The following is a 15,888-nucleotide window of genomic DNA, read 5'->3' as shown; positions in this document are numbered from 1 at the left end:
TGCATTTTTACACTTTCTAAGCTATTTTTAACAAATTTTTCTTAGGAGAAACAATGCCGCCAATTAAAGATTTCAAAACAATTCCGGAAATGTTTGATGTAGTTACAAAAACTTACGGAGTAAATAAAACTTACATCAAACATAAAATTGATGGAAAATTTGTTGATATTAATTATCAAGAAGTTAGAGATATTACTGAAAATCTTGCATTAGGTTTAGCTTCGTTTGGAATTAAACGCGGCGATAAAGTTGCTATCATTTCTGAAAATAGACCCGAATGGTATTACTCAGATTTTGCAATTCTTGGATTAGGTGCAATTGATGTTCCAATTTATCCAAATTCTACTTCAGACTCAATTGAATATATTATTAATAATTCAGAATCTGTAGGCGTAATTGTTTCAACAAAATTTCAATTAAATAAAGTTTTAAAAATAAAATCAAAATGTAGAAATTTAAATTTTATAATCAATATTAGTAATGATGATACTGAAGGCGAAGCTGGAGTTTATACTTTTAATCAAGCAATTGATCGCGGTAAAATGTATAAAAGGGAAAATTCATCACACTTTTTAAATAGTATTGAACTTGTAAATGAAAATGATTTATGTACTATTATTTACACTTCGGGAACAACCGGCGAGCCAAAAGGAGTAATGCTCACAAATAAAAATATTTTATCAAATGTAAAAAGCGCTTGCGAAGTTATTAGAGTAACCGACGAAGATACATTTTTATCATTTCTTCCGCTGAGCCATATTTTTGAAAGAATGGCAGGATATTATTTAGCATTTTCTTGCGGTTCAACAGTTGCATTTGCAGAAGGAATTGAAAAAGTTGCACAAAATATGGGTGAAATAAAACCCACTGTAATGACTGGAGTTCCAAGATTGTTTGAGAGAATGTACAGCAAGATTAAGAAAAATTTGGAAAAACAACCGGAGAAAAAACAAAAAATATTTGAATGGGCAGTTGGTGTTGGACAAGAATTTAGAGAATTAAAAAGAAACAGCAGACCAGTTCCATTTACTTTAAATATTAAACACAAACTTGCTGAGAAATTAGTTTTTAATAAACTAAAACAAGTAACCGGCGGAAATTTAAGATTTTTTATTTCCGGAGGTGCTGCGTTGGCAAGAGAATTAGGAGTATTTTTTGAAGCAGTTGGAATTTTAGTTTTGGAAGGTTACGGATTAACAGAATCATCTCCCGTAATTACCGTGAATAGAGAAAATGATTACAAATTTGGAAGTGTTGGAAAAACTGTTCCCGGAGTAGAAGTTAAAATTGCAAAAGACGGAGAAATTTTAGCTTACGGTCCAAATATTATGCAAGGATATTTTAAAAAGAAAAGAGAAACTCAAGAAATGATAATTGACTGCTGGCTTCATACCGGTGATATTGGAGTTTTTGATGCTGAAGGATTTTTAATTATTACTGACCGTAAAAAAAGTTTGTTTAAAACTTCCGGCGGAAAATATGTTGCTCCAACTCCAATTGAAAATCTTTTCTTAGGAAGTAAATATATTGATCAGTTTATAATTATTGGCGATAAGAGAATGTTCATCAGTGCATTGGTTGTTCCGGATTTTGAAGCATTAAGAGAATATGCAGATGCACACAGAATTCCGTATAAAACAAATGAGGATTTAATTAAGCTAAAACAAATTGAAGAAATGATGGAAAAAGATTTTACTCAATTCCAAAAACAACTTGCCAGCTATGAAAAAATTAGAAAGTTTACTTTGCTAAGTACACCTTTCACAATAGAAAGCGGTGAAATGACTCCTTCTCTAAAATTGAAAAGAAAAGTTATTGAGGAGCGATACAAAGATTTAATTGAAGATATGTATAAAGGAATTCAAAATTAATTTTAATTCCAAGGAGGGAATTATTTTCTTTAATTTCCTCCTAATTTTTTACCTACCAAATTTTTAAGAAATTTTAACCCGCTTCAAAAACCAAATTTTATGTATATTTAGCATTCATTTTTCAATTCTTGAGGCAAATTTGAGCAAAGAAAAAATTTTAGTTACATCTGCGTTACCTTATGCAAATGGACCAATTCATTTGGGACATTTAAGCGGCGCTTATTTGCCGGCAGATATTTATGTTCGATATAAAAGACTAAAAGGCGATGATATAATTTACATTTGCGGATCAGATGAGCATGGCGTTCCAATCACAATTTCTGCTGATAAAGAAAAAGTTAAACCAAATGTAATTATTGATAGATATCATGAATTGAACAAATCTGCATTCGAAAAATTTGGAATGAGTTTCGATATATATTCGCGAACAAGCTTGCCAATTCATCATGAAACCGGAAAAGAATTTTTCAAAGATTTCCATGATAATAATTTATTGATCGAAAAAAAATCAATGCAGTTTTATGATAACAAAGCGAAAATGTTTTTACCGGATAGATATGTTGAAGGAACTTGTCCGCGATGCGGATTTTTAGAAGCAAGATCTGATGAATGTGAAAGCTGCGGATCACTTTATGAACCGCACGAATTATTAAATCCAAAAAGTAAAATCAGCGGCGATACTCCGGAACTTAAGGAAACTTCGCATTGGTATTTTCCGCTTGGAAATTATCAAGCATTTTTGGAAAAATATATTGAAGAAATGAATAATATATATGGTTGGAAAGAAAATGTTCTTCAATATTGTAAAAGCTGGTTTAAAGACGGATTAAAAGATAGAGCTGTTACACGAGATTTAGATTGGGGAATAAAAGTTCCACTTGAAAATTCGGAAGGAAAAGTAATATACGTTTGGTTCGAAGCAGTTTTGGGTTATATTTCCGCAACAAAAAAATTGGGCGAAGAAAGAAATAATCCAAATCTTTGGAAAGAATTTTGGCAAGGAAAGGAAACAAAATATGTTGCGTTTATCGGTAAGGATAATGTTGTTTTTCATACAATAATTTTTCCCGCAATGTTAAAAGCATGGAATGACAATAACGATTCGAAATATATTTATCCTCAAAATGTTCCGGCAAATGAATTCTTAAATTTTGAAGGAAAGAAGTTTTCCAAATCGCGAGGCTGGGGAATTGATGTTGATGAATTTTTAAATTTATTTCCTTCTGATCCATTGCGTTATACTTTGGCAAGTAATTTACCGGAAAATAAAGACACGGATTTTTATTGGAAAGAATTTCAAGCAAAAAATAATAATGAACTTGCCGATATTTTAGGAAATTTTATAAATAGAACTTTCATCTTTGAAAGTAAACATTTTGAAAATTCAGTTCCGGAAAGAAAAGAATTATCCGAGCTTGATAAAAATATGTTGGATTTATTAGAATCTTATCCGAATAAAATTTCTGAGCTTCTTGAAAATTATAAAGCAAAAGATGCAGTTCTTGAAATGATGAATTTGGCAAGAAATGCAAATAAATATTTTAATGATTCAGAGCCGTGGAAAAAAGTTAAGACAAATAAAGATGAATGCGGAACAACAATTAATATTTGTCTGCAAGCAATTTATACTTTGGCAGAAATTTTTTCTCCGGTAATTCCATTTTCATCCGACAAAATATTTACAATGCTGAATACCAAACCAACTGACTGGATGAATTGCGGAAAAAATAATTTACAATTCGGACACAAATTGAATTCATCGGAAATATTATTTACTAAAATTGAAGATGAAGAAATTCAGAAACAAATAGATAAATTGCCCAATACTGTTGAGGTTAAAAAGGATTTAGAAATTTCTTATGATGAATTTTTAAAAACAAAATTGAAAATTGCAAAAATTGTCACTGCAGAAAATGTTAATAAAAGTAATAAATTATTAAAACTTCAAGTAGTAGTTGGTGAAGTGAAAAAGCAAATTATTGCCGGAATTGCACAAAGTTATTTACCAAGTGATTTGATAAATAAAAAAGTTGTAATTGTAAATAATTTAAAACCAACAAAACTTTTTGGTGAAGTTTCTGAAGGAATGATTTTAGCTGTTGAAGATAAAGACGGAAAATTAAATGTAATTGAAGTAAGTGAAAATGTTAAATCCGGCACAGAAGTAAAATAAATTTTAATGGATAAAAAAAAGTTTTCTGATAAAAATAGAACTTTAAGAATTTCGGATGATCAAGAAAAAATATTATCTGAAAAATTTTTAAAGATAAATTCAAAAATTTCTGCTGAACTTTTAGAAAATAAAATTATCAATCAAGATTTTTTTGATGTTGCGGAATTTTTACCGGAAAAATTTGTCGATTTACTTTTTATAGATCCGCCTTACAATTTAAGCAAAACATTTAATTCAAATAAATTCAATAAACTCTCAATTGATGATTACACAAATTGGCTAGATAATTTAATTCAAAAATTAATTCATACATTAAAACCCTCAAGTTCAATATATGTATGCGGAGATTGGCTTTCATCAACATCAATACATTTGGTGCTAAATAAATATTTTAATGTAAGAAACAGAATTACTTGGGAAAGAGAAAAGGGAAGGGGAGCAAAATCAAATTGGAAAAATTCTTCGGAAGATATTTGGTTCTGCACATTTTCAAATAATTATAATTTTAACATTGATAATGTAAAACTGAAAAGAAAAGTAATTGCTCCATATAAAGAAAATGGTAAACCGAAAGATTGGGAAAATAATTCTAATGGAAATTTTAGATTGACGCATCCGGCAAATATTTGGACAGACATTACAATTCCGTTTTGGTCAATGCCGGAGAATACAGAACATCCAACTCAAAAACCGGAGAAATTACTTGCGAAAATTATTTTAGCAAGCAGTAAAAAAGATGATTTAATTTTTGATCCGTTTCTTGGTTCCGGAACTACAGCTGTAGTTGCAAAAAAATTATCAAGAAAATTTTGTGGAATTGAAATAGATAAAAAATTTGCATCATTAGCTTTGAAACGTTTAGAAGTAGCTGATGAAAACAAAGAAATTCAAGGTTACAAAGATGGAGTTTTTTGGGAACGTAACACACTTGGTTTACAAAATAAGAAAAACTGAATGCAACATGGAGATTTTGTTGCCTTGCATTTATATCATACAATAACTAAAATTTAAGATTAAATAAAAACTTTTTTGGAGGATTTTTAATGTTTAAAAAACTGATTCTTATTACAATTAGTTCGATTTTATTATTTCTTGTTTCATGCTCGCCAAAACATTCTGAAATTATTGTTGCGGAATACGGTGATTATGAAATTAAAATGAGTGAATTTGAAAATGCTTATGCTAAAAATGTTGGTGGAATTGAACAAGCAAAAAAAGATACAATAGAAGCTTATAATAAATTTTTAGATTTGTTCGTAAACTTTAATATGAAATTGCGAGATGCAAAAGTAAGAGGTTTGGAAAATGATCCGGCGATTCTTGAAGAATTAGATACTTACAAAAAAAATATTGGTGTTTCATATTTCCTTGAAAAAGAACTTGTTGAAAAAGGAATTAAAGATCTTTATGAAAAAAGAAAAGATGAAATCAGAGTTAGCCATTTGCTGATTAGATCTGATAAAATTTCTGATGCAGACGCTAAAGCAAAAGCCTATGAAATTTTAGATAGAATAAAAAAAGGTGCAAAATTTGAAGATGAAGTTTTGGCAAATTCTGATGACCAGTTTTCAAAAAATAAAGGCGGCGACATTTATTATATAACTGCCGGAGCAGTTCTGCCGGCTTTGGAAGATATTGCTTATGCTACTGAAGTCGATTCGGTAAATCCGGAACCGCTTCACACTCAATATGGTTATCATATTATTAAAGTAACGGATAGAAAAAAGAGAACTCCGCAAATTCGAGCAAGTCATATATTATTTGCTAAACAAAATAATAATGATACAATAAATAATGCAGCTTTGGCAAAAGCAAAAGAAGTTCTTGAAAGAATTAAAAAAGGCGAAGATTTTTCGGCATTAGCAAAAGAATTTTCTGAAGATCCGGGTTCAAAAGAAAAAGGCGGCGAATTAGGATTTTTTGAAAGACGACAAATGGTTCAACCGTTTGATGAAGCTGTTTTCAATCTTGATGTAAATCAAGTTTCTGATATTGTTGAAACTCAATATGGATATCATATTATTAAAGTTCTTGGTAAAACAGAATATCCAAGTTATGAATTGGAAAAACAAAATGTTCGCACCATTTATGAAAAATCAAAAAGAAAAGATGATTATCAAAAAATGTTAAATCAGTTTTCTAAAGAAATAGAAATTGTTACAAATGAAGACAATCTGAAAGAAATAATTTCAAACAGTGATTCAACTGTGGTTAACGAAGATTATTGGAATTCAAATTTACATCAAAATTACGGCGATAAAATAGTTTCAATTATTGATAACCAATCTTTTGAGTTTGATAAAGTTATAAATTATGTAATGCAAGATCCCAAAAATGCTAATACAATTTTGGATGCAAAATCAATTCAAAATCATTTAAACAGTTTTAAGGAAGATAAAATTTTCGAAATTCAAGTCGCTAAAAAATTGGCAAACGATGAGAATTTTAATAATCTGATGCAAGATTATAAGCACGGTATTATAATATTTAAATTGCAGGAAGATGAAGTTTGGAATAAAATGAAAATGGATTCTGCCGCAATTAAAAATTTATACGAACAAACAAAAGATAGTTACATTTTTCCGGATAGAGTTCAATTCAAAGAATTATTTTCAAAATCTGATTCGCTTATAAAAGTATATCAAAGTGAATTGAAAAACGGAGTGAGCTTTGATTCACTTTTAATTAAAAATAAATTAAAAGGTCGCTCAGAAAATTTAGCTTATGTAAATGATTTAAAAGAAGTGGGAAATAATAATTATGCAAAAGCAGTTTTTGAATTAAAGAACATTGGTGATTACACTGAAATATTGGGCGATGAAAAAGGAAAAAGTATTTTTCAACTTGTAAAAAAAGATCCGTCAAAAATTAAATCTTTTGAAGAAGCTCGCGCAGAAGTAACAAGCGCTTATCAAGATATTGAAAGTGCACAGCTTGAAAATGATTATATTTCCAGATTAAGAACAACTTATAAACCAGAATTATTTTACGATGAATTACAAAATGCTTTTAAAGATTAGTTTAACTTTAATAATTTTTTCATTTTTAAGCTGCGAAGAAGAAAGTAATAAAAAGGAAGAAATTGTTGCACAAGTTGGAAAAAGTAAACTTACTAAAAATGAATTAGATGATTTTTTAGCAAGTAAAAAAGGCTCAATAAAATTTAAAGAAGAATATATAAAAGATTGGATTGAGACCGAATTACTTTATCAATTAGCATTTGAAGAAAAACTTGTAACAAAAGAAAATTATTATAGAATTATTAGAGAATCCGAAAAGAAACTTGCTTCATCTATTGCAATCAATAATTTACTTGAGAATCATCAAATAAATTACACTGAAGATGATTTAGTGGATTTTTATAATTCGAATAAAGAAGATTTTATTTTTGGAACGGATGCTTTTATTCTAAATTTGATTTCATTTAAAAGTGAAGAAAACGCAATAAATTTTAGAAATAATGCAATCGAAAATAATTGGGATGAAGCTTTAACAGCTTTTGAAAATAGTGAAGAATTAATTGATAATTATGTAAATAAGGTTTATCGTTCTTCTCAAATTCATTCAAACAAACTTTTACGGGTTTTAATGGAATTGTTCCAAGATGAAATAAGTTTAGTGGTAGAAACGGAACCAAACAATTTTGTTGTTGTTCAAATGATTGATAAAGTTGATCGAAGTACAATTCCTCAGTTCGATTATGTGAAAGACAGAGTTAAAGAGAGTTACATTTTTAACAGCCAAAAAGAAATGTTGAAACAATTCTTGGATAGCTTAAAATTAGAAAGAAAAGTAAAAGTATTTTAAGGATTTCGAATGAAAAAATTTATTGTAATTATCATTTTGTTATTAACGATTAATATTAACGCGCAAGAAGTTGTTGATAAAATTATTGCTGTAATTGGCGATGAAATTATTTTAAATTCTGAATTGGAATTTCAAACTGCGATGTATGCTGCTCAAAGAAAAATAGATCAGCAAAATCCGGAATTGAAAAAAACATTATTGAACAAATTGGTGGAAGACAAACTTTTATATGCTCAGGCTATTTTGGATTCTATTGAAGTTACGGATGAAGACGTAAATCGTCAATTAGAACAAGTTGTAGCATATTATACTTCGCAGTACGGATCTCAAGAAAGACTTGAACAAGCTTACGGAATGAGTGTTGAAAAAATTAAGAGAGAAATGAAAGATGATACGAAAAAAAATTTGATGGCAGAAATGCTGAAAAATCAGAAGTTTGCTCAAATTGAAGTGACAAGAAGAGAAGTACAAGAATTTTTTCAAACTTACCAAGATTCATTAGGTTTTATTGCTGAGAAATTTGAAATTGCACATATTTTTATCAATCCAAAATCAACCGATAAACTAAAAAAGAAAGCGAGAGATTTTGCTCAGTCATTAAGAGATTCAGTTAGTAAAGGTGCAAATTTCGAAGAACTTGCTAAGAAAAATTCCGATGATCCCGGAAGTGCAAAAGCTGGAGGAGATTTGGGATTTGTCAAAAGAGGTGTTTTTTATCCGGAGTTTGAATCGGCAGCTTTTGCGTTAAAAGAAGGAGAACTATCAAACGTTGTTGAATCTCCCGTTGGATTTCATATTATTGAGTTGATTGAAAAAAGAGGCGAATCAATTAGAGCGAGACACATTTTAATAAAACCTAAAAGTGATGATGCCGCCGATTTAAAAGCAATTGAAGAACTTACTGATTTGAGAGACAGTGTTTTAAGCAATAAAAATAATTTTGATTATTATGCTGCTAAATACAGCAACGATAAAGAAACTGCAAAGTTTGGCGGAGTTTTGGGAACTTTTGAAGCTGGTCAGCTTGAGAAACCATTATTGGATCAGATTTACAAACTTCATGACGGTGAAATTAGTTTTCCTAAAAGACTTGAAGTAAGCGGAAATGAATATGGATTTCATATAATTAAATTGATTAAACGAATTCCTGAACATAAGCCAAATCTTGAAACTGATTATAACGAAATAAAAAAAATTACTGAGTTTAGAAAAAGAGAAAAATTAAATAAAGAATGGATTGATGAAATAAAGGAAAAAGTTTATTTGGAAATTAGGATTTAATTTTGAGTACAAAAATAATTTCAGACGATGTTGAATTAGTAAAACAGCTTCAGTACTCAATTAAAGAAATTAAGACTGAAGTATCCAAAGTTATTATTGGTCAGCACGAAATAATTGATAACCTTCTAACTTCACTTCTTTCAAAAGGGCATTGTTTATTGGTTGGTGTTCCGGGTTTAGCAAAAACACTACTTATCAAAACTTTAGCTCAAGTTTTAGATCTTCAATTTAGCCGAATACAATTTACTCCGGATTTAATGCCGAGTGATATTACCGGAACGGAAATTCTCGAAGAAGATCAATCAACTAAAAAAAGAGAATTTAAATTTATAAAGGGACCGGTTTTTGCAAATATAATTCTTGCAGATGAAATTAACAGAACTCCGCCAAAAACTCAATCTGCTTTATTAGAAGCAATGCAGGAACAAAGTGTAACCGCAGCGGGACATAAATATATTTTGCCGAATCCGTTTTTCGTATTGGCAACACAAAATCCAATTGAACAAGAGGGAACATATCCTTTACCGGAAGCTCAATTAGATAGATTTATGTTTAATTTGTGGCTCGATTATCCAAGTTTTGAAGAAGAAGTAAATATCATTAAGCAAACTACAAGCGGCAATGAAATTAAATTAAGTAAGAAAATTGATAGCGAACAAATTTTAGCTTTTCAAAATTTAGTTAGAAGAGTTCCGGTTGCAGATAATGTAATTCAATATGCGGTTAATGTTGTGAAAAGCTCCAGACCGAATGAAAATGAAAAAGAATTGAAAGAATTAATTAGCTGGGGTGCCGGACCAAGAGCTTCTCAATATTTAATTTTAGCTGCAAAAACTTATTCAATTTTAGATGGAAGATATACACCTGAAATTGACGATGTAAAACGAGCTTTGCTACCGGTTTTGCGCCATAGAATTATTCCAAGTTTTAATGCGGAAGCCGAAGGAATTTCTTCAGTTGAGATAATTGATAAATTACTAAACCGAAAATCGCTAATTTAAAATTTCAACCTCATGCACAATACAAAGAAAGTAAAAATATTAAATTCTGTATTATACTTTCTTATAGTCATACTCTTTATAAACTGTTCAGAACTTGATGAAAAAAACTCCCCCCAAAATATTAGTGATGTAAACATTGAATATGATAGATTCGGTTTTCCGGTTGATACATTTAAAGTTGTAAAAGGTGAAGTAAAAAGAAACCAATTCCTTGCTGATATTTTAATCCCAAATAAAATTTCTTTAGAAAAGATTAATGAAATTTACGATAAGGCAAAAACTTATTTTGATTTCCGAAAAATCCAACCCGGAAACAAATATCGTTTTTATACAAATCAAGATTCATCCGGATCAATAACTGCATTTGTTTTTGAAATAAATCAAATTGAATATTTAATAATAAATCTAAATGATTCGTTAAAAGTTGATTATGTTAAAAGAGAAACGGAAATAGTTGAAAGAACAATTTCCGGAGTAATAAATTATTCACTTTATCAAACTTTCATCGATATGAATTTATCGCCGTTACTGGCGGGGAAATTAGCCGAAGTTTTTGCATGGCAAATTGATTTTTATACTATTCAAAAAGATGATAGTTTTTTTATTGTTTACGAAGAAGAAAAACTCGGTGATGAAGTTATAAATATTGGTGAAATTAAAGCCGCAAAATTTATTCACAATTCAAATGAGTTTAATGCATTTTTATTTAATCAAGATGGAAAGTATGAATACTTTGATGAAAATGGTAAAAGTATAATTAGAGAATTTTTAAAAGCTCCGTTAAAATTTAGAAGGATAAGTTCAAATTATTCAAGAAATAGATTGCATCCGATTTTAAGAATTTATAAACCGCATTTAGGAATTGATTATTCCGCATCAGTTGGAACTCCGGTTCAAGCAATAGGCGATGGAGTTGTATTGGAATCTCGGTATAATGGTGCAGCCGGAAATTATGTAAAAATAAAACATAACAATATTTATTCATCCGGATATATGCACTTATCAAAATATGGAAAAGGAATTAGAAAAGGTGCAAGAGTTTTGCAAGGACAAATTATTGGTTATGTTGGAAGCACCGGAAGATCAACTGGTCCTCATTTAGATTTTAGATTTTGGAAAAACGGATCGCTTGTAAATTTTCTAACTCAAAAATTTATTTCATCCAAATCAATTATGGAAGAAAATTTAGCAGAGTTTAATATTGTGAAAGATAGTCTTCAAAATAAAATTGATAGAATAAAAGAAATAAATACAAATATTATTCTGGCACGTGAACCAGAAAAAACTCCTTAGCTGTTTTCCCAATTTTTACAGCTTGATCAATTGTTAAATGCAAATCACTATCATTTTCATCTTCTGCGCCGGCTTCAATAATTGCTAAATCGGAATTTGCTGCCATTTTTATTAATGTTTCACAATAAGCCGTATCTCCGCCATAACAAATTGATTTTTCATTATTATTGAATTTGAATCCAAGTGAAGGAACTTCTATTGAAACACCTTTTATTTCCGATGGTTCACGATGATTTACTTTAAATGGTTTTATCGAAATATCTTTTCTTCTAAAACTTTTGTTAGTATCAATTTGTTTTAAAACAATTTTATATTTCAATTCGTGAGAATAAACTTCATGGAAAGCTTTATAAATACTTTCTATTTCCAAACAACCTTTTGGATAATAAATATTTAGCGGTGTTTTCTTTTTCATTACTGAAAGATAAGTTAGTAACGACCAAACTCCGCCAACATGATCGTGATGCCCGTGAGAAATAAATATATCTGAAATTTCTAAAATTTGTTTCGCAGAATAATCTTTGTTCAAATCTCGTAAAATTCCATCTCCCGGATCAACAATAAAAGTTGCTTTTTCTGTTGTGATAATTATCCCCGTTGCAATATTAGGAATGGAGCAATAAATTTTAATATAAAAATTATTCTTTTCCCAAATTAAGGGATATTTTGGTTTATATGATTTTGACATTAATTTCTTTCTGAATATTACTTTAAATTTTTACAATTTTTTTCATTTTTACATTTGCCAAAAATATTAAAACTATATCCGGCACTTTCAAAACCCAAATCTTTGCAGACATCATTTACAATTTCTTGAATATTCGGCGATGTAAATTCTGTAATATTTCCGCAATTTATACAAATTAGATGATCGTGATTCTTTCTATTATAACTCGATTCATATCTTGTAATTCCATCACCAAAATTTCTTTTTGCCAACAAATTGCATTTTGCTAAAAGTTCTAAAGTATTATAAACCGTAGCTCTTGAAACATTCGACTTTTTATTTTTCATTTGTATAAATAAATCATCGGCACCAAAATGACCTTTATATTCTAAGGAATAATCCAATACTTCAAATCTTTCGGGAGTAATTCTGTGTTGTTCTTTTTTTAAGAATTTAGTGAATTTTTCGTGAGCAGTTTCGTTTTTCAATTTTTCGCCGTAAAATTTTATTTTAAAAATAAATAATTAATATCAAATGTTGTAATATTACTAAATATAAAAATTGCCTTTAATTATATTCATAAATTGACTAATTTTTAATAAGTAGTAAACTAATAAAGAAAGGGAAAAAATGTCTAAATCATTCGAAATAATAAATAGAGTTGGAATATCAAACGAAAGTATTTCCGATGCAGTAAAAGTTGCAATTAATGAAGCAAAAAGTGACGGCGGAGTTTCTTGGTTTGAAGTTGTTGAACAACGCGGAAGAGTTACAAGTGATGATAAAATTGAATTTCAAGTAACTTTAAAAATTGGAAGAAAAATTAATAGTTAAAGAAAAATTTGAATTAAAATATTGATCTAAAAAAATAGAAAGATTGGAGAAAAAATGATTGAAATTGGTAAAAAAGCTCCGGCTATTTCTTTACCAGATTCATTTGGTAACAAAAGAACTTTAAAGGAATTTTTAGGGAAGAAAATAATTTTATATTTCTATCCAAAAGATAATACTCCGGGTTGTACAACTGAAGCTTGCGATTTTAGAGATACATTTTCGGAATATAAAAATTTGGATGCAGTTGTAATTGGAGTTAGCCCGGATTCTGTAAAAAGTCATAAAAAATTTGTTGATGAATTTAAATTACCTTTCATACTTTTAAGCGATGAAGAAAAAACTGTTATTGAAAAATATGATGTATGGAAAGAAAAAAGTATGTACGGTAAAAAATATATGGGAGTTGAACGCACAACTTTTCTAATTGATGCAAAAGGAATTGTTAGAAAAATTTATGAAAAAGTAAAAGTTCCCGGGCACGTAGAAGTAGTCTATAAAGATTTACAAGAAATATAAAATGATTTACATAACGAGAAGAGAAGTTTTTAGTTCATCACATAGATTACATAACAATGATTTAAGTGAAAAAGAAAATCTTGAATTATTCGGAAAGTGTAATAACCCAAATGGACACGGACACAATTACACTTTAGAAGTTGTAGTTGCCGGGGAAGTTGATGAAAAAACCGGATATGTAATTGATTTGAAAAAACTAAAAACAATAATTATTGAAAATATAATCAGCAAAGTTGATCACAAACATCTTAATTATGATGTAGATTTTTTGAAAGGAATAAATCCCACAACGGAAAATTTTGCAATAAAAATTTGGGATGAAATTGTAGATAAAATTCCATCCGGAAAATTGCATTCAATTAAACTTCATGAAACAGAAAATAATTTTGTAGAATATAAAGGAAAGTAAAAATTTTGAATCAGAAAAAAGTAGAAAAAAATATATATTCACTATTGCAGGAAATTGGTGAAAATCCGGAACGTGAAGGGTTAAAAAGAACACCCGAACGAGTTACAAAGGCTTACCAGTATTTAACTTCGGGCTATACAAAAGATATTGAAAAAGTTTTAAATGGTGCAATTTTTTCAGAAAAATATGATGAAATGGTAATTGTAAAAGATATAGATTTTTTCAGTATGTGCGAACATCATTTATTACCATTTTACGGAAAAGTTCACGTTGCTTATATTCCAAATGGAAAAATTGTCGGGTTAAGTAAAATTCCGAGAATTGTTGAAGTATTTGCACGAAGATTACAAGTTCAAGAAAGAATGACACAAGAAATTGCTAAAACTATTGATGAATATCTTAAACCAATTGGAGTTGGTGTTGTTGCCGAAGCTTATCATATGTGTATGATGATGCGCGGAGTTGAAAAACAAAACTCGTACACATTAACAAGTGCAATGCTTGGTGGTTTTAAAAATGATGCAAGAACACGAGGAGAATTTTTAGATTTGATTTCTCATAAAAGGATTTAATATTGGGAATGAAAAATGCTATTTGGGTTACCGGCGCAAGTTCCGGAATTGGTAGAGAGTTAACCAAAAAATTATCAGATTCCAATTTTAATATAATTGCTTCTGCAAGAAAAATTGAGCCGATTAAAAATATAATTTCAGAAAAAAAAATTTCCGCTGAAATTATTCCACTTCAAAATGATATTTCTAATTTTGCAGATTTAAGTGAAAAAATGGACGAAGTAAAAAAAAAATATAATATAAATTGTTTAATTAATAATGCCGGAATTACTTCTTTCAAACCTTTTGTTGAAAATTCTATTGAAGAAATTGAGCAAATAATTAATGTAAATTTGCTTGGAGCAATATATGCTACAAAATTAGTTTTACCGGAAATGATTGAAAACAAATCGGGAACAATAATTAATATTTTATCTGTTGCGGCAAAAACCGTATTTACAAAAAGCAGCATTTATGCGGCGTCCAAAGCAGGCTTAGATTATTTTTCCAAAGTTTTACGTGAAGAAGTTAGAGAACACTATATTAAAATTATTAATGTTTTTCCCGGAGCAACCGCAACAGATATTTGGCCGAATCATGTTTTAAATAAATACTCTTCAAAAATGATGAAGCCGGAAAAACTTGCGGATTTAATTTCTAATCTTTTGTTAAATGATCAAAGTTTAGTTCAGGAAGAAATTGTAATAAGACCAATTTCCGGAGATTTGTAATTGAAAAAAAGTCAAACCGCAATTGTTACAGGTGCTAGTAAAGGAATTGGAAAAGCAATTGCAATAAAATTAGCACAAGAAAATTTTAATGTAATTATTTTTGGCAGAGACGAGAAAAATTTAATTTCCGTTAAAAAGGAAATTCTGAAATTTGAAGTTAATTGTGATTTTTTTATTGGAGATGTTGCAGACGAAAATTTTGTTATGGATTCTGTAAATCAAATTATAAAAAAATATAAGAAAATTGATGTTCTTATAAACAATGCCGGAATTGCAATTTTTAAAAAATTCGCTGAAATTTCACTCGAAGAATTTAAGACTCAGGTTAACACAAATGTTTTTGGAGTTTTTAATTTCACGAAAGCCGTTATTCATCATATGATAAAAAAAGAAAACGGAACAATAATTAATATTGTTTCTCAAGCCGGAAAAACCGGTTTTGAATATGGAACAACATATTCAGCTACAAAACATGCGGTTATGGGATTTTCAAAATCATTATTGTTGGAAGTAAGAAAAAGTAATATTAGAGTAATTACAATTTGTCCGGGCTCAACGGATACTGAAATGATCCAAAATTCACCAATTCACAAAAATTTAAAACAATTTTTAAAACCTCAAGATGTTGCGGAAATTACTTATTCCGCAATAAAACTTCCTCAAAGAGCGCTAATTAGCGATTTGGAAATTCGTCCAACTAATCCTTAACGTGATTTAAATCACTAAACAATCATTTTTGTAAGACGATTATATA

General features: G+C 29.1%; 16 protein-coding genes. 14 read left to right on the top strand and 2 right to left on the bottom strand.

Going from position 1 to position 15,888, the window contains the following annotated elements:
* Positions 1 to 53: 53 nt before the first annotated feature.
* From IPH62_01520 to IPH62_01485, 8 genes are all read left to right on the top strand, one after another.
* Positions 54 to 1,871, top strand: coding sequence for a long-chain fatty acid--CoA ligase (locus tag IPH62_01520; protein MBK7103949.1), 1,818 nt, complete (start codon positions 54 to 56; stop codon positions 1,869 to 1,871).
* A 139-nt stretch (positions 1,872 to 2,010) separates the two neighbouring features.
* Positions 2,011 to 4,044 carry a methionine--tRNA ligase gene (gene metG, locus IPH62_01515; protein ID MBK7103948.1) on the top strand — a complete coding sequence of 678 codons (2,034 nt, stop codon included), beginning with the start codon at positions 2,011 to 2,013 and terminating at the stop codon, positions 4,042 to 4,044.
* A gap of 6 nt (positions 4,045 to 4,050) precedes the next feature.
* Entirely contained in the window at positions 4,051 to 4,998 is a 948-nt protein-coding gene (locus IPH62_01510; protein ID MBK7103947.1) for a DNA adenine methylase, read from the top strand.
* A gap of 89 nt (positions 4,999 to 5,087) precedes the next feature.
* Positions 5,088 to 7,064: a peptidylprolyl isomerase gene (locus IPH62_01505; protein ID MBK7103946.1), complete on the top strand. Its 1,977-nt coding sequence runs from the start codon at positions 5,088 to 5,090 to the stop codon at positions 7,062 to 7,064.
* Positions 7,048 to 7,851: a peptidyl-prolyl cis-trans isomerase gene (locus tag IPH62_01500; protein MBK7103945.1), complete on the top strand. Its 804-nt coding sequence runs from the start codon at positions 7,048 to 7,050 to the stop codon at positions 7,849 to 7,851. The genes IPH62_01505 and IPH62_01500 overlap by 17 nt, the downstream gene beginning before the upstream one ends.
* Before the next feature lie 9 nt (positions 7,852 to 7,860).
* Entirely contained in the window at positions 7,861 to 9,132 is a 1,272-nt protein-coding gene (locus tag IPH62_01495) for a peptidylprolyl isomerase (GenBank protein ID MBK7103944.1), read from the top strand.
* A gap of 2 nt (positions 9,133 to 9,134) precedes the next feature.
* Complete coding sequence (locus tag IPH62_01490; protein ID MBK7103943.1) at positions 9,135 to 10,133, top strand: MoxR family ATPase; 999 nt, start codon at positions 9,135 to 9,137, stop codon at positions 10,131 to 10,133.
* A 12-nt stretch (positions 10,134 to 10,145) separates the two neighbouring features.
* The gene (locus IPH62_01485) at positions 10,146 to 11,426 is read left to right on the top strand and encodes a peptidoglycan DD-metalloendopeptidase family protein (protein ID MBK7103942.1); all 1,281 of its coding nucleotides are present in this window, start codon (positions 10,146 to 10,148) and stop codon (positions 11,424 to 11,426) included.
* Here IPH62_01485 and IPH62_01480 read toward each other — a convergent pair.
* Positions 11,392 to 12,114, bottom strand: a complete 723-nt coding sequence (locus IPH62_01480; GenBank protein ID MBK7103941.1) for a ribonuclease Z — start codon at positions 12,112 to 12,114, stop codon at positions 11,392 to 11,394. The two genes, IPH62_01485 and IPH62_01480, sit on opposite strands and share 35 nt — an antisense overlap.
* A 17-nt stretch (positions 12,115 to 12,131) precedes the next feature.
* The gene (locus IPH62_01475; protein MBK7103940.1) at positions 12,132 to 12,581 is read right to left on the bottom strand and encodes a transcriptional repressor; all 450 of its coding nucleotides are present in this window, start codon (positions 12,579 to 12,581) and stop codon (positions 12,132 to 12,134) included.
* 142 nt (positions 12,582 to 12,723) lie between these two features.
* Here IPH62_01475 and IPH62_01470 point away from each other — a divergent pair, with 142 nt between their 5' ends.
* The 6 genes from IPH62_01470 to IPH62_01445 are packed head-to-tail and all read left to right on the top strand — an operon-like array spanning position 12,724 to position 15,842.
* Positions 12,724 to 12,927: a dodecin domain-containing protein gene (locus tag IPH62_01470; protein MBK7103939.1), complete on the top strand. Its 204-nt coding sequence runs from the start codon at positions 12,724 to 12,726 to the stop codon at positions 12,925 to 12,927.
* Positions 12,928 to 12,981: 54 nt separating this feature from the next.
* Entirely contained in the window at positions 12,982 to 13,443 is a 462-nt protein-coding gene (bcp, locus tag IPH62_01465; GenBank protein MBK7103938.1) for a thioredoxin-dependent thiol peroxidase, read from the top strand.
* A 1-nt stretch (position 13,444) separates the two neighbouring features.
* Positions 13,445 to 13,852: a 6-carboxytetrahydropterin synthase gene (locus IPH62_01460; protein MBK7103937.1), complete on the top strand. Its 408-nt coding sequence runs from the start codon at positions 13,445 to 13,447 to the stop codon at positions 13,850 to 13,852.
* A 5-nt stretch (positions 13,853 to 13,857) separates the two neighbouring features.
* Positions 13,858 to 14,424 (top strand): GTP cyclohydrolase I FolE, encoded by a 567-nt coding sequence (gene folE / locus IPH62_01455; protein MBK7103936.1) that lies wholly within the window; start codon positions 13,858 to 13,860, stop codon positions 14,422 to 14,424.
* Positions 14,425 to 14,432: 8 nt separating this feature from the next.
* Positions 14,433 to 15,134 (top strand): SDR family NAD(P)-dependent oxidoreductase, encoded by a 702-nt coding sequence (locus IPH62_01450; protein ID MBK7103935.1) that lies wholly within the window; start codon positions 14,433 to 14,435, stop codon positions 15,132 to 15,134.
* Positions 15,135 to 15,842, top strand: coding sequence for an SDR family NAD(P)-dependent oxidoreductase (locus IPH62_01445; GenBank protein ID MBK7103934.1), 708 nt, complete (start codon positions 15,135 to 15,137; stop codon positions 15,840 to 15,842). It begins immediately after the preceding gene.
* Positions 15,843 to 15,888 lie beyond the last annotated feature (46 nt).

The organism is Ignavibacteriota bacterium (assembly GCA_016708125.1).
In the GTDB taxonomy this organism is placed as follows: Bacteria; Bacteroidota; Ignavibacteria; order Ignavibacteriales; family Melioribacteraceae.
This window is presented reverse-complemented; position numbering and strand designations above follow the sequence as displayed.